We start from the raw sequence: 20,646 nt of genomic DNA on the forward strand, positions 1-20,646 counted from the left end.
ACCTTATATATAAGGAAGAGAGTTTTACATGTGCGGTCTTCTCGCCATGCTGACCACCGACGGTAACGGCGCCGAGTTCGTGAACGCCGTCGAGAGCGGTCTGCCCTGTATGCGCCACCGTGGCCCCGACGCTGCCGGCACCTGGCACGACGATAAGGCGGTCTTCGGCTTCAACCGTCTGTCGATCATCGACCTCGCCCACTCCCACCAGCCCCTGCGGTGGGGCCCGGAGGAGAACCCCGAGCGTTACGCGATGACGTTCAACGGCGAGATCTACAACTACATTGAGCTGCGTGCGCAGCTGCAGTCGCTGGGCGGTTACGAGTTCCGCACTTCGGGGGACTCGGAGACGATCGTCGTCGGCTTCCACCATTGGGGCGAGAAGGTGGTCGAGCACCTGCGCGGCATGTTCGCCTTCGTCATCTGGGACACCGAGACGGACACCATGTTCGCGGCCCGGGACCAGTTCGGCATCAAGCCGCTGTACTACGCCACCACCGACGCGGGCACAGTGTTCGCCTCCGAGAAGAAGTCGATCCTGGAGATGGCCGAGCCCCTCGGTCTGGACCTCACCCTTGACCGCCGGGCGGTTCAGCACTACGTGGATCTGCAGTACACCCCCGAACCGGAAAGTCTCCACGCCGGCATCCGCCGGGTGGAGTCGGGCTGCACGGTGACCCTGAAGCCGGGCGGCACCGTCGTCTCCGAGCGCTACTTCAAGCCGACGTTCGAGGTGCGTTCGGTGCCGAAGGGTTCCGAGCAGGCCCTGTTCGACCGCATCGCCGAGGTCCTGGACGATTCCGTCGCCAAGCACATGCGTGCCGACGTGACCGTGGGCTCCTTCCTCTCGGGCGGCATCGATTCCACCGCCATCGCCGCCCTGGCCAAGAAGTACAACCCGGATCTGCTGACCTTCACCACCGGCTTCGAGCGCGAGGGTTACTCCGAGATCGACGTCGCGGCGGAATCCGCCGAAGCGATCGGGGCCGAGCACATCGTCAAGGTCGTCTCCCCGGAGGAGTACGCCACCGCCATCCCGAAGATCATGTGGTACCTCGACGACCCGGTCGCCGACCCCTCGCTGGTGCCGCTCTACTTCGTGGCAGAAACCGCCCGTAAGCACGTCAAGGTGGTTCTCTCCGGCGAGGGCGCGGACGAACTCTTCGGCGGTTACACCATCTACAAGGAGCCGCTGTCCCTGGCGCCCTTCGAGAAGATTCCGGACCCGATGCTCAGGGGCCTGCGCACGCTCGGTCAGATGCTGCCGGACGGGATGAAGGGCAAGTCCCTTCTCGACCGGGGAACCCAGCCGATGGAGGATCGCTACTACGGCAACGCCCGCAACTTCACCTACGAGCAGCTCGAGCGCGTCCTGCCCTGGGCCAAGCCCGAGTGGGACCACAGGGAGGTCACCGCGCCGATCTACCAGGTCTCCAAGGAGCTGGGCATGGATCCGGTGGCACGGATGCAGCACCTGGACCTGTTCACCTGGATGCGCGGCGACATCCTCGTCAAGGCCGACAAGATCAACATGGCCAACTCCCTCGAGCTGCGGGTCCCCTTCCTGGACAAGGAGGTCTTCGAGGTCGCCCAGACCATCCCGCACGAACTGAAGATCGCCAACGGCACGACGAAATACGCTCTGCGCAAGGCCCTGGAGCAGATCGTTCCGCCGCACGTGCTGCACCGCAGGAAGCTGGGTTTCCCGGTGCCGATGCGCCATTGGCTCGCCGGCGAAGAGCTCTTCGGGTGGGCGCAGGACACCATCACCGAGTCCCAGACCGAGGACATCTTCAACAAGAAGGAGGTCCTGGAGATGCTCAAGGAGCACCGCGACGGCGTCTCCGACCACTCCCGCCGCCTGTGGACGGTCCTGTGCTTCATGGTCTGGCACGGAATCTTCGTCGAGAAGCGCATCACCCCGGACATCGAGGAGCGCGACTACCCGGTGAAGCTCTAGGGACGGGGGCACCGGCCTCGTCAGGCCCCAAGAAGGTGGTCGGTTCGCCGCCGTCACCTCCGACGTTATGGCGGGGCGGGCGGTTCGTGGCCTGGACGCGGCGGTGGCCCGGGAGCACGCGTCGGGCGAGACCGCTCCCCCGCCACCAGCGGTATCCTGCCGCTGCCCCCACCCTGGCCTCCTGCGGGGTGATGGGCCTGCGGGCGCGAAGGGGGATCCACAACGGATGACAGCCTCAAGGTGGTGGAGTCCGTCATTGCACCGGCCGGCATCGGGGTCAACGGACCCCTGGTACGCCTCGTGTTCAGGCGGGCGGTACGCCTCAATCGGCTCCGGCCTGGCGGGCGGCCTGGACCGCAACCAGCCGGGGGGATCCTGATTAACAGGATTTCCGTTACGTCGCCTATGCGGTCGGCGTCACGTACGCCGTCTCGGACACCCCGGTGACCGACCGCGAGGTGCGCTGGCCCGTGGCCACTCATGAGCTCTACCCGGGTGTCTTCGGTGCCAGGATGCCGGCGATTGCGCCCGACGTGCTTCTCGAGGGCCGGTTCAGCGTCAGCTGGACTCGGAGTTGTTGCCGCGCAGCGGCAGGATGACCCAGGGCGAGTGACCGTGCCGCAGCATCCATGCGCCGGCGATCTGATCGTCGAAGTTCTTTTCGGTGTCGCCGATCCAGTACCGGCGGGCCAGGTGATAGGCGTCCTGGAACTCTCTCCAGTCGCGATAGCGTTCCTGGTTCATGACCGTCATGGCCCGCAGGTAGGGCTCCACGTCCGTGACGGTGGCCAGCCCGACGCGAGTACCGGCCCAGGCCAGCACGGACAGTCGCTTGATGTTCCAGGCGAGCAGCGTCCTCGGCAACCGCTTCGCCGGGGGCAGGGCCAGGTCTGCGATGTCCTCCAGGAAGGGGGCGGTCAGTTTATCCCACCACCGGCGGGCGAACCCCTCCCCCATTCCCGCGTCCCGGCCTCGGGCGACGGCGGTGGCCTCCAACTGCGCGGCCTTCGCCGCCCGTTGTGGCCGGGGTTCTTCCGCCACTTGGACGATCTCGGGGTGCAACACGTCGTAGGCCAGGACCTGCTCCTCCATCTTCGTCGCCAGCTCACCGATGTTCGACATCAGGTCCGCCTTGGTCTCGATGCCCCAGGATTTCTTCAGCAGCGCGGTCAGGCCCGTGTACTCGCAGTTGCCCGCCGTCCGGGACAACCATCCCTTGGGTTCGACGACCTTGTCGGGGCCGTCGACGTAGCGCGCGTCCAGAACGGTCGCCATCGGCACACTGGCCGCGAAGCCGCGCTGCAGCTGTCCGTCCAGAGCATTCGACCACAGGAGGTAGGAGGGCATCATCCGCTGAAACTTGGTGTTGGTCAGCAGCAGCGGGTGATGGAGGAACTCCTCGTAGGTGGTGATGGAATGCTCGTCGGTGAAGGCGATGAACGGGTGCATGTCCCCCACAATATGACACGTCCCCGAATGCACCACCAGCTGGGGCGAGCCTCACAGCGACCTGTCAGACTGGGGGAGTTTTATACGTGGATGCTGTGTGAAAAAAATTATAGATAGGGTTTTGCTGACCGGAAAATGCTCCCGCCCCACCGAATCGTGACGGCGGGGCGAGTGGCGAAAAGAGAGGTTAGTTGAAGGAGTCTCCGCAGGCGCAGGAGCCACCGGCGTTCGGGTTGTCAATGGTGAAGCCCTGGGACTCGATGGTGTCGGCGAAGTCGATGGTGGCGCCGGCCAGGTACGGCACGGACATCTTGTCCACGACCAGGCTCACGCCTGCGACATTGTCGACCTGATCGCCGTCCAGCGATCGGTCGTCGAAGTAGAGCTGGTAGCGCAGGCCTGCACAGCCGCCCGGCTGGACGGCGATACGCAGGGAAAGGTCGTCGCGACCCTCCTGGTCGAGCAGGGCCTTGGCCTTGGAGGCCGCAGCCTCGGAGAGGATAACGCCGGTGTTAGAGGTCGGGGCAGTCATGAAAGCTTCTCCTTAGTACCTTCCTGAAGAGACTTCTCGTCTTAGTGTCCGAGACATTCCTCCGACTTTTGCCGGATAAATGTCGTCTGTTGTGGCCCACAATACTCCTGTCGTCACATTCAGGGAACCCGCCGGGTGCCTCGAGCTCTGGGAGTCCCCCGCCGGGGCCGGGTATCCGCGGAAAACGGGCTGGCGATCCCGCTGAATGTGAAAAGGATGCTGCGGATGCACCCTGTGCAACGCTCGGCGAGTCCGAGTTATTCCCGAAATCACCCCGGAGCCTTGTACCCTGATGACTGTGAAACTCCCGTGGCAGAAAACTGATGGCGATGGCACTGACTCGACCGACTCCGGGCGGAAGCCCGTGGGCTCCGGTGGATCGACGAAGGTCACCGGCGGTGCCGCAGTCGACGACCCCGTAGGCTCCGTGCCCGCTGACGAGCCGGGCAAGCACCCGAAGGGCTACACCCCGCCGAAGGGCCGCGCGACGCCGTCGCGACGCGAGCAGGAGATTCAGCGCGGCGTCATCCGCGATCCCAACGCCATGTCCACCGCACAGGCTTCCCAGCGCCGCAAGGAGCTGAAGAAGTCCATGTCCAAGGAGGAGTGGAAGGACTACAAGAAGAGGGAGCGCGAGGAGACCCGCGAGCGCAACCGCATCCAGCAGGAGCGGATGGCGGCCGGCGACGAACGCTACCTGCCGGCCAATGACCGTGGCGAGGAGAAGCGTTTCGTCCGTGACTGGGTCGACTCCCGCCGCTTCCTGGCCGAGTGGGTCATGCCGGGCGCCTTCATTCTCCTTATGATCATGGTGGTGGGCACCTTCGCCCCGGCGGTGGCCTCCGCCTCCTCGATCGTGGGCATGATCTTCATCCTCTACCTGCTGGTGGAGGGCATCCTGATCGGCCGCGGAGCCAACCGTGCGGTCCGCAACCGCTTCCCGGGTACCGCCCAGGCCGGATTCGGCCTCGGTTTCTACGCCTTCTCCCGTGCCTCCCAGCCACGTCGCTGGCGCACCCCGCGCCCCCGCGTCAAGCGCGGCGACACCGTGTAAACGGGGCGTAGGCACCTCCCGCCGCACCGTCTCCACCGCACCCCGCACCGCCTGGCCCACTAGGCTGTGTGGGGTGCGTGTCGTTTCCGCCCCGGGTCCGGGGCAGCGACGTCACCTGATCCGCCTGAACATCGCCTGAAGGAGCCTGTCCCATGGACGCGACCCCACCCACCGGTATCTCTGCCCCGTTCGGCCCCGTCCAGGCCCCGGACGAAGGCTCGCAGATCCGGATGGCGGAGCTGCTCGCGTCCACTCCGCGGGGCCGCTCCTACGGTCGGCTCGCCGCGGTGGGCGTACTGGCCGCCGGGTGGCACGGTGAGGTTCCGCCCCGCCCCATCACCCAGGCGCGCGTGGTGGTCTTCGCCGGTGATCACGGCATCGCCGAACGCGGGATTTCAGCCTATTCGCCGGGGGCCTCGCTTCAGCAGGCCACGGAAATCCGGGCCGGTGGCGGGGCCGTGCAGTCCATGGCGCGTGCGGCCGACGCCACGGTGCGTCTGGTCGACGTCTCCCTCGATCACGAGGCCTGGGGCGAGGAGCGGGTGAGCCGGTCCAGCGGCGCCATCGACGTGACGGACGCGATGGACGCCGGGCAACTGGAGCGTGCCCTGGAGATCGGCAGGAAGGTCGCCGACCAGGAGATCGACGCCGGTGCGGACCTGCTCATTCCCGGAGACCTCGGGGTGGGCAACACCACCGTCGCGGCGGCCCTGATGGGAATGTTCACGCGGACGGAACCGGTCGCGGTCGTGGGCCCGGGTTCCGGGGCCGACGACGAGATGTGGAAGCGCAAGGTCGCCGTCATCCGGGACGCGATGTTCCGGGTGCGCCACCTGCGGGCCGAGCCGCTGGAGGTGCTGCGCAGGATCGGCTCGCCGGATATCGCCGCGCTGGTCGGTTTCATCGGCCAGGCCGTCAGCCGACGCACCCCGGTGCTTCTCGACGGCGCGCCGGTCACCGTCGCCGCCTACCTCGTCCACCGGCTTGCCGACGGCGCCGCCCAGTGGTTCATCGCCGGGCAACTGACCCCGGAACCGGCCCATCTGCTGGCGCTGCAGAAGCTGGACCTCACTCCTCTGCTCGCCCTGGAAATGACGACGGGACAGGGCGTCGGCGCCCTGGCCGCGCTTCCCCTGATCACCTCGGCCATCGAGTTGGCCGGCGATGAGGCGGCGCTGCGGGCGGGCGACGACGCAGAGCGGGAACCTGAGGAGGAGTAAGGGGAGGAAAAAGCCCCTCCCCGCGGCAACCAGGGTGCCCGGTGCCGCGGGGAGGGATTCTTACCAGATACGTGTCTCTAGAGGTGCCACCGTGACCTGCGGGTGGAGGTTCGAGTGGCGGGGTGGGCGACGATTACTTCACCAGGGTGTGGACCCAACCGTGGAGGTCCTCGACAACGCCGCGCTGGATGCCGGTGAGGCGTTCGCGCATGGCCATGGTGACGTCACCCGGCCGGTTGTCGTTGACGGTGAACTCGCCGTGGGCGGACAGGACGCGGCCGACCGGGGTCAGCACGGCGGCAGTGCCGCAGGCCATGGCTTCCGTCATCTCGCCGGAGGTTGCGGCGTCATGCCATTCCTGGGTGGAGATGCGGCGTTCCTCCGTCTCATAACCCAGGTCGCGGGCGACTTGGAGCAGGGAGTCACGGGTGACGCCGGCGAGCAGGGAGCCGGAGAGTTCCGGGGTGACGATCTTGGCGGTCTCGCCGTCACGGTAGACGAACAGCAGGTTCATGCCGCCCATCTCCTCGATGTACTTGTGCTCGATGGCGTCAAGCCAGACGACCTGATCGCAGCCCTTCTGCTCCGCCTGGGCCTGCGCGAGAAGCGAGGCGGCGTAGTTGCCGGCGAACTTGGCCTCGCCGGTGCCTCCCGGGGCGGCGCGGGTGTACTCCTCGCTCAGCCAAACGCTGACGGGCTTTATCCCGCCCTTGAAGTAGGCGCCGGAGGGCGAGGCGATGACGAAGTAGGTGTACTTGTCGGCCGGGCTCACACCGAGGGAGACCTCGGTGGAGATCATGAACGGGCGCAGGTACAGCGCGGCTTCGCCGCCGGCGGCCGGGACCCAGTCACGGTCCACGTCGACGAGCTGACGGATGGACTCGACGAAGGTCTCGACGGGCAGTTCGGGCATCGCCATCCGGGCGGCGGAACGCTGGAAGCGGCGGGCGTTCTCCTCCGGACGGAAGGTGGCGATGGAGCCGTCCGGCTGGCGGTATGCCTTGATGCCCTCGAAGATGGCCTGGCCGTAGTGAAAGACCGTGGTGGCCGGGTCCATCGGGATCGGGGCGTAGGGACGGACCTGGGCGTTGTGCCAGCCGTTGTCCTCGTCCCACTCGATGGTGACCATGTGGTCGGTGAAGTTCTTGCCAAAAGCCGGGTTTGCGAGGATCGCGTCACGCGCCTCATCCGTAACCGGCGACGGGTTCTTCGTGATGGAAAATTCTAGAGACGTCATGGCCTGCACCTTACCCCTGGGCTGCGGCGCGTCGATAAGCTGGTGGGCACGTTCGAGTACCACCCCAGCAGAAGGAGTTTTTCATGGCCAAGTCCTCGTCCAAGGACGCTGTCGCCGACACCGACGCCGTCGCTCTCCCGGCCCACGGCACCTACCCGGAGGTGAAGCTGGCGAAGAAGGCCCCGAAGAAGGCGGACGCCTACGTCGTCCACCTGTTCTCCGGGGAGGAGTCCCCGGAGCTGCCGACGACCCGCCTGCTCGATGACGTCGCGCTCCGCGCCACCTACGAGGCGCTCACCGCCGTCGGCGCCACCGGCAAGGCCGAGGAGATCACCCGCATCCCGGCTCCGGCCGAGGTGGACGTCGACGTCATCGTCGCGGTGGGTCTGGGCGATCCGGAGGAGCTCACCGATGAGACCGTGCGCCGCGCGAGCGGGTGCCTCGCCCGCTCGCTGGCCTCCTCGAAGCTGCGCACCGTCGCCGTCACGCCCGCGCTGGATTCCGTGCAGGCCCTCGTCGAGGGTCTCATGCTGGGCGGCTACGCCTACAAGGGCATCCGCTCCGCGCAGGAGTCGGCGAAGGATGAGGACGGGACCGGGGCGGCGAAGGACGGGAAGGTCACCGAGCAGGTCTACACCGTCGTCGTCGACGAGGATCGGGACGGGGACGCCGCCGAGACTGCCGTGGACACCGGTCGCATCACCGCCGAGGCCGTCATCACCGCCCGCGACCTGGTCAACACCCCGGCCAGCCACCTCTACCCGGAGAACTACGCCGAGCTGCTCGCCGCCCTCGGCGAGGAGGCCGGTCTGGAGGTCGAGGTCCTCGACGAGAAGGCGCTGCGGAAGCAGGGCTTCGGCGGCGTGCTGGCCGTCGGCCAGGGCTCGGCCCGCCCCCCGCGGGTCGTGCGCCTGTCCTACACCCCCGCCAAGGGTGCCAAGAAGGCCCCGCAGATCGCGCTGGTGGGCAAGGGCATCACCTTCGACACCGGCGGCATCTCCCTGAAGCCGCCGGCGTCCATGGAGAACATGATCTCCGACATGGGCGGTTCCGCCGCCATGGCCGCCGCCGTCATCGCCGCCGCCCGCCTGGGGCTGGGCGTCAACGTCACCGCCACCGTCGCCCTGGCGGAGAACATGCCCTCCGGCACCGCGACCCGCCCGGGTGACGTCATCACGCACTACGGGGGCATCACCAGCGAGATCATCAACACCGACGCCGAGGGTCGGCTGGTGCTCGCCGACGCCATCGCGCGCGCCAGCGAGGACAAGCCGCAGTACCTGGTCGAGGCTTCCACTCTGACCGGCGCCCAGCTGGTCGCCCTGGGCGTGCGCACCGCCGCGGTCATGGGCACCGAGGAGTTCCGCGACCGTGTCGCCGCGACCGGCCGCGCGGTCGGTGAGAACGCCTGGTCCATGCCGCTGCTGGAGGAGCACGACAAGGAGATCAAGTCGATGGTCGCCGACATCCGAAACTCCCACAACTCCCGGCACGGCGGCATGGTCTTCGCGGGCACCTATCTCGAAAAGTTCGTGGGCGAGGACATCGAGTGGGCCCACATCGACATCGCGGGCCCGTCCTGGAACGACGGAGGCCCGCGCGGCTACACCCCGAAGCGCGCGACGGGGCAGCCGGTGCGCACCATTCTGGCGCTGCTGGCGGACCTGGCGGGCGAGCGCACCTAGAAGGAACGCTTGACGACGCCGGAACGTGGGAGCGTCGACAAGCCTTGCCCCTACCCTGAATCAGGAGTAGGGGTTTTCCCCTCTTTCGAACCTGCGTCGACGCTCCCGCGCCTCAGCTCGTTTGCGCAGGATGCGATCGCGCTCGATGCGCCGCCGCATACGGTCTGGGTAACCGGTCTCCTCGACGTCGTAGACCGGGACGCCCAGCGCCCGGGACACCGCGCCGATCCCCTTCGGGCCGCCGATGCGCCGGCGGATGAACTCGCCGTGCTGGTCGACCAGCACCACCGACATCTCGTTGAGCATCGTCTCCGGCTCAACGTAGGCCTCGACGAAGGGCCGGCCAGCGGCCCAGTCGACGAGGGCCTTGCGGTCGGCGGGGCGGATGGTGTCGCCCGGGCCCCGGGGCGGCTTGATGGAGGTGCGGGAGCGCCGACGGCCGAACAAATTGAACACTCCCCCATCATACGGTTGATCGGTTCACCCCTGCCCCTACCCCGAATCCCACGTTGGGTGGGGTTCATATGCCGACTCCGGCGGTTTATCGGTAGTCTTGGCTCTATTCGCTTCCAAAAACTTTTTAACCTGCGAGGAGTCTGAACACATGGCCTACTCCGTTGAGATGCCCGAACTGGGCGAGTCAGTCACTGAGGGCACCATTACCCAGTGGCTGAAGTCCGTCGGTGACACCGTCGAGGCTGACGAGCCGTTGCTGGAGGTGTCGACCGACAAGGTCGACACTGAAATCCCTTCCCCCGTTTCCGGCGTCCTGCTGGAAATCAAGGCCGAGGAGGATGACGAGGTCGAGGTCGGATCTGTCATCGCCATTATCGGTGAGGAAGGCGAGGCGCCCGCAGGCGACTCCGGTTCGAACTCGTCCGAGCAGGCTGAGGAGCCGGCCGCCGAAGAGCAGTCCGAGGCCCCTGCCCAGGAGCAGTCTGAGGACAAGCCGAAGGCCGCTCCGGCCGCCTCCGGTTCCGGTTCCGGTTCCGCCACCGACGTGCAGATGCCGGAGCTGGGCGAGTCCGTCACCGAGGGCACCATCACCCAGTGGCTGAAGTCCGTCGGCGACACCGTCGAGGTCGACGAGCCGCTGCTCGAGGTCTCCACCGACAAGGTCGACACCGAAATCCCGTCCCCGGTCGCCGGCACCATCGTCGAGATCCTCGCCGATGAGGACGACGAGGTCGAGGTCGGCGCCGTCATCGCCCGCATCGGTGACGCCGACGCCGCCCCGGCCGAGAAGGCTGCCCCGGCCGCCGAGGAGAAGCAGGCAGAGCCCACGGAGGTCCCCTCCGAGGCCGCCATCGAGGAAGCCGAGTCCAAGGACGAGAACGAGACCGTCGAGGAGGCCGCTCCGGCCGCCTCCGGTTCCGGTTCCGGTTCCGCCACCGACGTGCAGATGCCGGAGCTGGGCGAGTCCGTCACCGAGGGCACCATCACCCAGTGGCTGAAGTCCGTCGGCGACACCGTCGAGGTCGATGAGCCGCTGCTCGAGGTCTCCACCGACAAGGTCGACACCGAAATCCCGTCCCCGGTCGCCGGCACCATCGTCGAGATCCTCGCCGATGAGGACGACGAGGTCGAGGTCGGCGCCGTCATCGCCCGCATCGGTGACGCCGACGCCGCCCCGGCCGAGAAGGCTGCCGAGACCCCGGCCCCGGCTCCGACCAAGGTGGAGAAGAAGGAAGAGAAGAAGGCGTCGGAGAAGCCCAAGCAGGAAGCTCCGAAGGCTGAATCCGCCCCGGCCGCCGAGGCCACCCCGGCGGCGTCGGCCGGTGAGGCCGCCGAGAATGCCTCCTCCATCAAGGTCAATAATTCCGGCAACGTCCCCTACGTGACCCCGCTGGTGCGCAAGCTCGCCGAGAAGCACGGCGTCGACCTCAACTCCCTGACCGGCACCGGCGTCGGCGGCCGCATCCGGAAGCAGGACGTCGAGGCGGCGGCCAAGGCCGCGTCCGCCCCGGCCGAGGACGCCGCCCCGGCGGCCGCCGAAGCCACGGCCCCGGCCCAGTCCGGTCCGCGCGCCCGCTGGTCCACCCGTGCGGTCGACCCGGAGAAGCAGGAGCTCATCGGCACCACTCAGAAGGTCTCCCGCATCCGTCAGATCACGGCCGCCAAGATGGTCGAGGCGCTGCAGACCTCCGCCCAGCTGACCCATGTCCAGGAAGTGGACATGACCCGCATCTGGGACCTGCGCAAGAAGAACAAGCAGGCCTTCGTCGACAAGCATGGTGCGAACCCGACCTTCCTGGGCTTCATCGTCAAGGCCACCGCCGAGGCCCTGGTCTCCCACCCAAACGTCAACGCGTCCTACAACGCCGAGACCAAGGAGATGACCTACCACGCGGACGTCAACATCGGCATCGCCGTGGACACCCCGATGGGCCTGCTCGTCCCGGTGATCAAGAAGGCCCAGGACAAGTCCCTGGTCGAGATCGTCAAGGAGATCGGTGAGCTGGCCGACAAGGCCCGCAACAAGCGCCTGGCCCCGGACGACCTCTCCGGCGCGACCTTCACGGTCACCAACATCGGTTCCGAGGGCGCCCTGCTCGACACCCCGGTTCTGTCCCCGCCGCAGGCCGGCATCCTGGGGACCGCCGCGATCGAGAAGCGCCCGGTGGTCATGCAGATCGACGGTGACGACGTCATCGCCATCCGCCAGATGTGCTACCTGCCGTTCACCTACGATCACCAGATCGTCGACGGCGCCGACGCCGGACGATTCGTCCAGACCATCAAGGATCGTCTGGAGACCGCCGACTTCGAGGCTGACCTCAACCTCTAGCAAGTTATAGCGTCAAACCCCCGGCCGTGCGCCGGACTCCGCCCCCGGAGCCCGGCGCAGTGCCGGGGTTCGGCATTTTCCGGGCCAGACTTGGACGCATGCACAGGAAGGCCGCCCGGCCCCAGTAGGCTGGACACTCGACGACCACCCGCCCCGAGAAGGATGACACCATGCCCTCGTTCCGCAACAGCCACCTGCTTACCCTGCAGCAGGAGGCGGGCGCCCACTTCGTGGGCGCCCATTCCTGGGACCTGTTGACCGACTACGGCGATCCGGTCGCCGAGCACCACGCCCTCCGCACCACGGCAGGTCTGGCGGACCCGGCCTTTGTCGCCATCACGAAGGTCACCGGCCGGGGCGCGGCGGAGTTCCTCGCCGCCCGGCTGGACGGCATGCCTGCCGAGGGCCTCGAGGAGGGACAGGGCACGCACGCCTACCTGACCAACAACCTCGGCGGCATCCTCGCGGACCCGATGGTTTACAGATGCGGTGAGGCGTACCTGCTGCTGACCTGGATCGACAAGGCCCACAGCCTCTTCCACGCCCTGCACCACGAGGCGCTGGGCTCGGACGTCCTCGTCACCGACGAGAGTGGCACGCTCCAGGTCCTGGCCGTGGAGGGCCCGCGGGCGCTGGACGCCCTCCTCCCGGTGCTCGGGGATGAGGACGCCTCCGCGGTGCGGGACATGGTGACGCCGCAGATCCGCCGGGCCGGGATCGCCGGGACCGCGGCCCACATCACCCGGTTCTCCTTCAGCGGGGAGGACGGCTTCCACCTCATCATCCCCCGGGACGAGTCACCCCGGATCTGGGCGCGGCTGCTCGAGGCCGTCCGCAGCCTCGGGGGCCTGCCCGTCGGCGCCGACGCGGTCAACTCCACCCGGGTGGAGGCCGGCCTGCCCGTCTACGGTCACGAGTACTCCTCGACCATCGCCCTGCCCGACCTCATCCGGCTCAACGACGGGGACCCGGCGCCGCGGAAGAAACTCGTCGGCCTGCGGGCGAAGGCGGGGATCCCCGAGCCCCTGACCACCGGGCTGGTCGTCCGCGGTGAGGAGATCCTCGGCGAAACCACCTCCCTCGTGCACTCCCCGACCTTCGGCCAGACCATTGCGATCGCCATCCTCGACGCCGCGTCCGCGGCGGCCGGTGATGAGGTGGAGGTACAGGTCAACGGCGCCAATCAGCCCTTCATTCTCATGGACCTGCCGTTCTACGCCCGCTAATACCCCCGTCCCGCCGGATTTCCCCAGGTCATCGGGAATCGGATACCGACGGGAGGGATCCCTTCAAAGCGCGTTATTGGGATGACTAGACTCAAGGGCACCCCTGTCGGAGCAACAAGAAAGAAGCACGACCTCGATGTCCCCTCAGACTTCAGCGGCTGACTCCACTGCCGGTTTCATCGCCCGCCACCTAGGTCCCGATTCCACCGAACGCGATCACATGCTCGATGTGCTCGGCTACGACTCCCTCGACGCCCTGATGGACGCCGCGATGCCGTCGGCCATCCGTCAGGAGGCCGCCCCAGTCCTGCCGGAGCCCGTCTCCGAGGAGGCCGCCCAGGCCCGCCTGCGTGAGCTGGGCGCGAAGAACGTCGTACTCAAGGCCTTCTACGGGCAGGGCTTCTCCGACACGCTGACCCCGCCGGTCATCCGCCGGGGCGTCGTCGAGGACGCCGGCTGGTACACCGCGTACACCCCCTACCAGCCGGAAATCTCCCAGGGTCGCCTCGAAGCGCTGCTCAGCTTCCAGACGATGGTCCAGGAGCTCTCCGGACTCCCCGTCGCCAACGCCTCCCTGCTGGATGAGGCGTCCGCGGCCGCCGAGGCCGTCGGACTCATGTCCCGCGCCGTGAAGAAGGGGCGTCGCGTCATCCTCGACTCCCGTCTGCACCCGCAGGTCCTGGCGGTCGCCTCCGAGCGGGCCCGCGCCATCGAGCTCGAGGTCGAAATCACCGACCTGTCCGCCGACCTCGTCGGCGAGGATCTCGTGGGTGTGCTCATCGCCTACCCCGGCACCGAGGGCCAGGTCACTGACCCCCGCCCGGTCATCGACGCCATCCACTCCCGCGGTGGCCTGGCGGCCGTGGCGACGGACCCGCTGTCGCTGATGCTGCTCGAGTCCCCGGGCGAGATGGGCGCAGACATCGTCATCGGCAACTCGCAGCGCTTCGGCGTCCCGCTGTTCTTCGGCGGCCCGCACGCGGCGTACATGGCCGTCTCGGACAAGCTCAAGCGCCAGATCCCGGGCCGATTGGTCGGCGTCTCGGTCGACGCTCACGGCCGTCCCGCCTACCGCCTCGCGCTACAGACTCGTGAGCAGCACATTCGCCGCGAGAAGGCGACCTCCAACATCTGCACCGCCCAGGCGCTGCTGGCCGTCACCGCGTCGATGTACGCCGTCTACCACGGTCGCGACGGCCTGCTGCGCATCGCGAACCGCGTCCACGAGCGCGCCACCCGCTTCGCGGCCTCCCTGCGCGACGGTGGCGTCAGCGTCCGCCATGACGCGTTCTTCGACACCGTCGCCGTCGAGGCTCCGGGCCGGGCCCAGGAGCTCGTCGACGCCGCCGCCGACGCGGGCTACCTGGTGCGCCCGATTGACGCCGACACCGTGGGCGTCTCCTTCGGCGAGTCCGCCTCCGAGGAGGACGTGGCCGCCCTGGCCGGGGTGTTCGGCGTCGGTACCGTCGTCGCCGAGGCCGAGACGGCTATTCCCGGCTCCGTCCAGCGGGAGACCGAGACGCTGACGCACCCGATCTTCAATTCGATTCACTCCGAGACCCAGATGATGCGCTACATCCGCACGCTGGGCGACAAGGACCTGGCGCTGGATCGCACGATGATCCCGCTGGGTTCGTGCACCATGAAGCTCAACCCGACCGCGGGCATGGAGACCATCACCTGGCCGGAGTTCGCCAACGTGCACCCCTACGCACCGGACTCCCAGACCGAGGGCTGGCGTGAGCTCATCACGGAGCTGGAGGACTGGCTCGCCCAGATCACCGGTTACGCCAAGGTGTCGGTCCAGCCCAACGCCGGCTCCCAGGGCGAACTCGCCGGCCTGCTGGCGATTCGGCGCTACCACCTCGCCAACGGCGACACGGAGCGCGACATCTGCCTCATCCCGGCCTCGGCACACGGCACCAACGCGGCCTCGGCGGTGCTCGCCCACCTGCGCGTCGTCGTGGTGGCCACCGCCACCGACGGCTCCATCGACCTCGCCGACCTGGACGCGAAGCTTAGCGAGCACGGCGAGCGCGTCGCCGCCATCATGGTCACCTACCCCTCCACGCACGGCGTCTACGAGGACACCATCCGCGAGGTGTGCGACAAGGTCCACGCCGCCGGCGGCCAGGTCTACATTGACGGCGCCAACATGAACGCGCTGGCGGGCCTGTCCAAGCCGGGCCAGTTCGGCGGCGACGTCAGCCACCTCAACCTGCACAAGACCTTCACCATCCCGCACGGCGGCGGTGGCCCGGGCGTCGGCCCGGTCGCCGTGGCCGAGCACCTCGTTCCCTTCCTGCCGACCGACCCGACCACCGCGGATCCCTACGAGGAGACCCCTGTCGACCGGGGCGTGCCGGTGGCGTCCACCGCCTACGGCTCCGCCGGCGTGCTGCAGATTCCGTGGTCCTACATCGCCATGACCGGCGCCGAGGGACAGAAGGCGGCCACCCAGCACGCCGTGCTGGCCGCCAACTACCTGGCCGCGCGCCTGAGTGATGCCTTCCCGGTGCTCTACACCGGCGAGAACGGCCTGGTCGGCCACGAGTGCATCCTCGACCTGCGGGAGCTGACCGACCAGTCGAAGGTCACCGCGACGGACGTCGCCAAGCGCCTGATCGACTACGGCTTCCACGCCCCCACCCTCTCCTTCCCGGTCGCCGGCACCCTCATGGTCGAGCCGACCGAGTCCGAGGACCTCAACGAGATCGACCGCTTCATCGAGGCGATGGTCGCCATCCGCGCCGAGATCCAGGAGATCATCGACGGCGGCGTCGAGTACGAGGCCTCCGTCCTGGCCAACGCCCCGTACACCGCCCAGGCGGTCACCGCCGACGACTGGACGTTCGAGTTCAGCCGCGCCCAGGCGGCGTGGCCGGTCGACTCCATGCGCACGGGACTGACCAACAAGTACTTCCCGCCCGTCGGCCGCCTCGACGAGGCCTACGGTGACCGCAACCTGGTCTGCTCGTGCCCGCCGCCCGAGGCCTTCGACATCAGCGACGATTCTTAAACGACAGGAGACAGACATGAGTGACAACCAGCTCAAGCTCAGCCCGCTCGATCAGATCCACCGCGATCTGGGCGCGTCCTTCACCCCCTTCGGCGCCTGGGACATGCCCCTGAAGTACGGCAGCGAGCTCGAGGAGCACCGCGCGGTGCGTTCCGCCGCCGGTCTCTTCGATCTCTCGCACATGGGCGAGATCCGCGTGACCGGACCCGACGCCGGCGCCTTTCTCGACTACGCGCTGATTTCGACGATCTCAAACACCAAGATCGGCCAGGCCAAGTACTCGATGATCGTCCAGGCCGACGGGGGCATCCTCGACGACCTCATCACCTACCGCCTGGGCGAGGAGGAGTTCCTGGTCGTCCCCAACGCCTCCAACACCGACGTGGTCTGGGAGGCGTTCACCGAGCGCCAGGGCGCCTTTGACGTCACGCTGGCCAACGAATCCGACGAGACCGCGCTGATCGCCGTCCAGGGCCCCGACGCCGCCCGGATCGTCTCCTCCCTGATGTCGGAGGAGGACACCGCCGCGCTGGGCGAGCTCGGCTACTACCGCTGCATGCGTGCCGCCGTCGCCGGATTCGACGCCCTGGTCGCCCGCACCGGTTACACCGGTGAGGACGGCTTCGAGCTCTTCGTGCCCAACGCCGACGCCGTCGAGCTGTGGAACCGCGTCGCCGAGGCCGGCGGCGAGGACCTGGTCCCCTGCGGCCTGGCCTCGCGCGACTCCCTGCGGCTGGAGGCCGGCATGCCCCTCTACGGCAACGAGCTCTCCCGCGAGATCACCCCGCTGGAGGCGGGCATGGCGCGCGCCTGGGCCAAGAAGGAGGCCGACTTCGTTGGCCGCGCGGCCCTCGACGGTCGCGAGCAGACCGTCGAGATCCGGGGCCTGGTCTCCGACCAGAAGCGCGCCGCCCGCGCCGGCGCCGAGGTCTACCTCGACGGGGAGAAGATCGGGGTGGTCACCTCCGGCCAGCCCGCCCCGACCCTCGGCCACCCGATCGCGCTGGCGCACGTCACTGCCGGGGGCGACTACGACGGCCGGGAGGTCGAGGTGGACATCCGCGGCAAGCGCTATCCCTTCCGCTTCGCCACCGGAGCGTTCTACACTCGTCCCAGTAAGTAACCCGCACCACACATACACAAAGGAACCATCCCCATGACGAACATCCCCGACAACTTCGCCTACTCCGAGGACCACGAGTGGATCAGCGCCGGCCCCGACGTCGCCGCCGGCGACACGGTCCGTGTCGGCATCACCGCCGTCGCCACCGAGCGCCTCGGTGAGGTCGTCTTCGCCGAGCTGCCCGAGGTCGGCGACGCCCTGACCCACTCCGAGACCTGCGGTGAGGTGGAGTCCACCAAGTCCGTCTCCGACCTCTACGCCCCGGTCTCCGGCACCGTCACCGCCGTCAACGAGGCCATCGAGGACGACTATTCCGTCATCAACAACGATCCCTACGGCGAGGGCTGGCTCTTCGAGATCGAGGTCACCGAGGTCGGCCCGCTCATGACCGCCGACGAGTACGCCGAGGCCAACAACGTGGAGCGCTAGGCTTTTCGACGCCCCCACCGCCCCCGCCACCCCGCTTCCCAGCGGTGTCGCGGGGGCGGACCTTTCACCGGCGTAAGGTGTGAGCCATCATGAGCAACGCACCCCGAGCCCCGTTCTTCCCCGCCGACCGGTCGATCCGCGCCTCCGACCGGCCCCTGGACATCCGCCGACTCGGCGTGGTCGAGTACGAGCAGGCCTGGGAGCTGCAGGCCCGGTTGGCCGCCCAGCGCGCGGCCGACGAGATCGACGACACTGTGCTGGTGCTGGAGCATCCCAACGTCTACACCGCCGGCAAACGCACCCTCGAGTCGGACCTGCCGGACAACGGCCTGCCGGTGATCACCGTCGACCGCGGCGGCAGCATTACCTGGCACGGCGTCGGCCAGCTGGTGGTCTACCCCATCCTGAAGCTGGCCGAACCCGTCGACGTCGTCGATTACGTCCGCCGGCTGGAGGAGTCGATCATCCAGACGGTGCGCCAGCTCGGCGTGGTCGACGCCGGCCGCGTCGACGGGCGCTCCGGCGTGTGGGTCCCGGCCACGGCCCGCGCCGCCGATCCCGCGGCCCCGGAACGGGACCGCAAGATCGCCGCCCTGGGCATCCGCATCACCCGCGGCGTGACCATGCACGGCCTGGCGCTCAACTGCACCAACACCCTGGAGTACTACGAGCACATCATCGCCTGCGGCATCGACGACGCGGACGTGACCACCCTGTCGCTGGAACTGGGCCGGGAGGTCACCACCGAGGAGGCGGAGGGGCCGTTGATGACCGCGCTCGACGAGGCGCTGTCCGGGCGCCTGACCGTCGCCGACCACACCTTCGCCTCGGCACCGGACCCGGCGAAAAGAATCACCGGGCGCAGACGCTCCCAGCAGGGATGACGGGTGTCACCCCCGAACCGGGCATGCCCTCCCTCGGATTAATTGGACACCGGTTGTAGGGTGGCAGGTGTGACTATCGCACCAGAAGGACGCAAGCTGCTGCGCGTTGAGAAGCGCAACGCGCAGACCCCCATCGAGTCGAAGCCGCGCTGGATCCGCAACGCGGTGAAGACCGGCCCAGGCTACGAGGACATGAAGTCGCGGGTCAAGAGCGCCGGGCTGCACACGGTCTGCCAGGAGGCCGGCTGCCCCAACATCCACGAGTGCTGGGAGTCCCGCGAGGCGACCTTCCTCATCGGCGGAGACACCTGCTCCCGCCGCTGTGACTTCTGCGACATCAAGACCGGCAAGCCCTCGCCGCTGGACCGCGACGAACCGCGCCGCGTCGCCGAGAACATCCGCGACATGGATCTCAACTACGCCACCATCACCGGCGTCACCCGTGACGATCTGGACGACGAGGGCGCCTGGCTCTACGCCGAGGTGGTCCGCAAGGTCCACGAGCTCAACCCGAACACCGGCGTCGAGAACCTCACCCCGGACTTCTCCGGCAAGCCCGACCTGCTGGCCCAGGTCTTCGAGGCCCGCCCGGAGGTCTTCGCCCACAACCTGGAGACGGTCCCGCGCATCTTCAAGCGCATCCGTCCGGCGTTCAAGTACGAGCGCTCCCTCGACGTGATCAACCAGGCCCACAGGTTCGGTCTGATCACCAAGTCCAACCTCATCCTGGGCATGGGCGAGGAGCACGATGAGGTGATCACGGCGCTGCAGGACATGCGCGATGCCGGCACCGACATCATCACCATCACCCAGTACCTGCGCCCCGGGCCGCAGTACCACCCGATCGAGCGCTGGGTGAAGCCGGAGGAGTTCATCGAGTACCGCGACTTCGCCGAGGAGCTGGGCTTTACCGTCATGTCTGGCCCGCTGGTCCGTTCCTCCTACCGCGCCGGCAAGCTCTACGTCGACGCAATGGCCAAGCGCGGCCGCGAGCTGCCGGAGAACCTCCGGCACCTGGCGGAGACCTCCCAGGGCGCCACCGCCCAGGAAGCCTCCTCCCTGCTGGACAAGTACGGCCCGTCGGTGGACACTCCGGTCACCTACCGTTAGTCGCCGAAGTTTAATTACCGAACCACCCGTCGAAAAGCCCTGTTTTTCGACGGGTGGTTCGGCGTCTGCGCTGGGTGTGGCCTAGGATGTGGACCATGGCAGATGAGGCAGCAAAGAAGGCGAAGGCCGCTGAGAAGGCGGCGAAACAGGAGTCGCGCGCGGCGAAGCGCGCCCAGGGCAAGCAGACCCGCAGTCAGCTGTGGGGGGCGTTCAAGATGCTCGCCAAGGAGGACAAGTCACTCATCCCGCTGCTGCTGCTCGCCTGGCTCGGTACCGCGGTGGCGTTCTTCCTGGTCGGTCTGATCTGGAACGGCCAGTGGTGGATGCTCGCCCTCGGCCTCGCCTTCGGCCTGGTGCTGGCGTTCTGGCTGTTCACCCGCCGGCTGCAGGCCAACATGTACGAGCGCGTCGATGACCAGCCCGGCGCCGCCGGCTGGGTCCTGGACAACCTGCGCTCCAACGTCGGCGTCACCTGGGTGGCCAAGTCCGGCGTCGCGGCCAACACCCAGATGGATTCCGTGCACCGCGTCGTCGGCAACCCGGGCGTCGTGTTCGTCGGCGAGGGCAACCCGCACCGTCTCAAGGCGATGATGGCGCAGCAGGTCAAGCGCGCCGACCGCGTACTCGGCGGCGTCCCCATCTTCGAGGTCTACGTCGGCAACGACACCGAGGCGGGCCAGGTCCCGCTGAAGAAGCTGGAGCGCCACCTCATCGGTCTGCCGCGCAACTACAAGAAGGATCAGGTCTACGCCATCGCCGCCAAGGTCGACGCCCTCGACCGCGTCGGCGGCGGTCAGCAGGCCGGCATGCCCAAGGGCCCGCTGCCGAAGCAGGCCCAGAACATGGCGGGCATGAACCGCCGCATGCGCCGCGCCTCCGAGCGCAAGGGCAAGTAGCGCTGCCTCCCCGTTGATGACCCCGGCCCGCTCG

General features: G+C 68.0%; 16 protein-coding genes and 1 pseudogene. 13 read left to right on the plus strand and 4 right to left on the minus strand.

Translation table 11 applies throughout. The features are described from left to right. Nucleotides 1-28: 28 nt before the first annotated feature. Nucleotides 29-1,960 (plus strand): asparagine synthase (glutamine-hydrolyzing), encoded by a 1,932-nt coding sequence (asnB, locus tag CGUA_RS08900; RefSeq protein ID WP_290194846.1) that lies wholly within the window; start codon nt 29-31, stop codon nt 1,958-1,960. A 398-nt stretch (nt 1,961-2,358) separates the two neighbouring features. Further along, nucleotides 2,359-2,559: pseudogene (locus CGUA_RS13195) on the plus strand (hypothetical protein); the annotation flags it as partial. Here the strand turns inward: CGUA_RS13195 and CGUA_RS08905 are convergent. Further along, a complete protein-coding gene (locus tag CGUA_RS08905; RefSeq protein WP_290194847.1) occupies nt 2,519-3,409 on the minus strand; it encodes a DUF1266 domain-containing protein in 891 nt (296 codons plus the stop codon). The pseudogene CGUA_RS13195 and the gene CGUA_RS08905 overlap by 41 nt on opposite strands. 187 nt (nt 3,410-3,596) lie before the next feature. Further along, entirely contained in the window at nt 3,597-3,941 is a 345-nt protein-coding gene (locus tag CGUA_RS08910; RefSeq protein ID WP_290194849.1) for a HesB/IscA family protein, read from the minus strand. A 298-nt stretch (nt 3,942-4,239) separates the two neighbouring features. On the opposite strand from CGUA_RS08910, the gene CGUA_RS08915 reads away from it, so the two are divergent. Together CGUA_RS08915 and CGUA_RS08920 are read left to right on the plus strand one after the other, a co-directional pair. Further along, nucleotides 4,240-4,995 carry a DUF3043 domain-containing protein gene (locus CGUA_RS08915; RefSeq protein WP_290194850.1) on the plus strand — a complete coding sequence of 252 codons (756 nt, stop codon included), beginning with the start codon at nt 4,240-4,242 and terminating at the stop codon, nt 4,993-4,995. A gap of 152 nt (nt 4,996-5,147) precedes the next feature. Beyond that, nucleotides 5,148-6,215, plus strand: coding sequence for a nicotinate-nucleotide--dimethylbenzimidazole phosphoribosyltransferase (locus CGUA_RS08920; RefSeq protein ID WP_290194852.1), 1,068 nt, complete (start codon nt 5,148-5,150; stop codon nt 6,213-6,215). A gap of 133 nt (nt 6,216-6,348) precedes the next feature. Here the strand turns inward: CGUA_RS08920 and CGUA_RS08925 are convergent, their stop codons facing one another. Next, a complete protein-coding gene (locus CGUA_RS08925) occupies nt 6,349-7,452 on the minus strand; it encodes a branched-chain amino acid aminotransferase (protein WP_290194854.1) in 1,104 nt (367 codons plus the stop codon). Nucleotides 7,453-7,535: 83 nt separating this feature from the next. On the opposite strand from CGUA_RS08925, the gene CGUA_RS08930 reads away from it, so the two are divergent. After that, on the plus strand, nt 7,536-9,137 hold the full coding sequence (locus CGUA_RS08930; protein WP_290194856.1) for a leucyl aminopeptidase: 1,602 nt from the start codon (nt 7,536-7,538) through the stop codon (nt 9,135-9,137). A 60-nt stretch (nt 9,138-9,197) separates the two neighbouring features. On the opposite strand, the gene CGUA_RS08935 is transcribed toward CGUA_RS08930, so the two are convergent. Next, nucleotides 9,198-9,593, minus strand: coding sequence for an oxidoreductase (locus CGUA_RS08935; RefSeq protein WP_290194859.1), 396 nt, complete (start codon nt 9,591-9,593; stop codon nt 9,198-9,200). Nucleotides 9,594-9,741: 148 nt separating this feature from the next. On the opposite strand from CGUA_RS08935, the gene sucB reads away from it, so the two are divergent. The 8 genes from sucB to CGUA_RS08975 all read left to right on the plus strand — a co-directional run bounded on the left by sucB (nt 9,742) and on the right by CGUA_RS08975 (nt 20,612). Then, nucleotides 9,742-11,925: a 2-oxoglutarate dehydrogenase, E2 component, dihydrolipoamide succinyltransferase gene (gene sucB, locus CGUA_RS08940; protein WP_290194861.1), complete on the plus strand. Its 2,184-nt coding sequence runs from the start codon at nt 9,742-9,744 to the stop codon at nt 11,923-11,925. A 170-nt stretch (nt 11,926-12,095) separates the two neighbouring features. Next, nucleotides 12,096-13,151, plus strand: a complete 1,056-nt coding sequence (locus CGUA_RS08945; protein WP_290194863.1) for a glycine cleavage T C-terminal barrel domain-containing protein — start codon at nt 12,096-12,098, stop codon at nt 13,149-13,151. Nucleotides 13,152-13,287: 136 nt separating this feature from the next. Next, a complete protein-coding gene (gcvP, locus tag CGUA_RS08950; RefSeq protein WP_290194865.1) occupies nt 13,288-16,170 on the plus strand; it encodes an aminomethyl-transferring glycine dehydrogenase in 2,883 nt (960 codons plus the stop codon). A gap of 16 nt (nt 16,171-16,186) precedes the next feature. Next, nucleotides 16,187-17,293, plus strand: coding sequence for a glycine cleavage system aminomethyltransferase GcvT (gene gcvT, locus CGUA_RS08955; RefSeq protein ID WP_290194867.1), 1,107 nt, complete (start codon nt 16,187-16,189; stop codon nt 17,291-17,293). 33 nt (nt 17,294-17,326) lie between these two features. Next, complete coding sequence (gene gcvH / locus CGUA_RS08960; protein ID WP_290194869.1) at nt 17,327-17,722, plus strand: glycine cleavage system protein GcvH; 396 nt, start codon at nt 17,327-17,329, stop codon at nt 17,720-17,722. A gap of 89 nt (nt 17,723-17,811) precedes the next feature. Next, the gene (gene lipB / locus CGUA_RS08965; protein ID WP_290194872.1) at nt 17,812-18,606 is read left to right on the plus strand and encodes a lipoyl(octanoyl) transferase LipB; all 795 of its coding nucleotides are present in this window, start codon (nt 17,812-17,814) and stop codon (nt 18,604-18,606) included. Nucleotides 18,607-18,675: 69 nt separating this feature from the next. Then, nucleotides 18,676-19,716: a lipoyl synthase gene (gene lipA, locus CGUA_RS08970; protein WP_290194875.1), complete on the plus strand. Its 1,041-nt coding sequence runs from the start codon at nt 18,676-18,678 to the stop codon at nt 19,714-19,716. 95 nt (nt 19,717-19,811) lie between these two features. Then, complete coding sequence (locus tag CGUA_RS08975; protein ID WP_290194878.1) at nt 19,812-20,612, plus strand: DUF4191 domain-containing protein; 801 nt, start codon at nt 19,812-19,814, stop codon at nt 20,610-20,612. Nucleotides 20,613-20,646: the final 34 nt, after the last annotated feature.

Source organism: Corynebacterium guangdongense (assembly GCF_030408915.1).
Taxonomy (GTDB): domain Bacteria; phylum Actinomycetota; class Actinomycetes; order Mycobacteriales; family Mycobacteriaceae; genus Corynebacterium; species Corynebacterium guangdongense.

Excerpts from the sequence above, each read along its gene's own strand:
- gcvT (WP_290194867.1), top strand. The coding sequence starts at position 16,187 with ATGAGTGACAACCAGCTCAAGCTCAGCCCGCTCGATCAGATCCACCGC.
- CGUA_RS08905 (WP_290194847.1), bottom strand. The coding sequence starts at position 3,409 with ATGCACCCGTTCATCGCCTTCACCGACGAGCATTCCATCACCACCTAC.
- lipB (WP_290194872.1), top strand. The coding sequence starts at position 17,812 with ATGAGCAACGCACCCCGAGCCCCGTTCTTCCCCGCCGACCGGTCGATC.
- gcvP (WP_290194865.1), top strand. The coding sequence starts at position 13,288 with ATGTCCCCTCAGACTTCAGCGGCTGACTCCACTGCCGGTTTCATCGCC.
- CGUA_RS08930 (WP_290194856.1), top strand. The coding sequence starts at position 7,536 with ATGGCCAAGTCCTCGTCCAAGGACGCTGTCGCCGACACCGACGCCGTC.
- asnB (WP_290194846.1), top strand. The coding sequence starts at position 29 with ATGTGCGGTCTTCTCGCCATGCTGACCACCGACGGTAACGGCGCCGAG.
- CGUA_RS08945 (WP_290194863.1), top strand. The coding sequence starts at position 12,096 with ATGCCCTCGTTCCGCAACAGCCACCTGCTTACCCTGCAGCAGGAGGCG.
- CGUA_RS08920 (WP_290194852.1), top strand. The coding sequence starts at position 5,148 with ATGGACGCGACCCCACCCACCGGTATCTCTGCCCCGTTCGGCCCCGTC.
- CGUA_RS08925 (WP_290194854.1), bottom strand. The coding sequence starts at position 7,452 with ATGACGTCTCTAGAATTTTCCATCACGAAGAACCCGTCGCCGGTTACG.
- CGUA_RS08975 (WP_290194878.1), top strand. The coding sequence starts at position 19,812 with ATGGCAGATGAGGCAGCAAAGAAGGCGAAGGCCGCTGAGAAGGCGGCG.
- CGUA_RS08910 (WP_290194849.1), bottom strand. The coding sequence starts at position 3,941 with ATGACTGCCCCGACCTCTAACACCGGCGTTATCCTCTCCGAGGCTGCG.
- gcvH (WP_290194869.1), top strand. The coding sequence starts at position 17,327 with ATGACGAACATCCCCGACAACTTCGCCTACTCCGAGGACCACGAGTGG.
- sucB (WP_290194861.1), top strand. The coding sequence starts at position 9,742 with ATGGCCTACTCCGTTGAGATGCCCGAACTGGGCGAGTCAGTCACTGAG.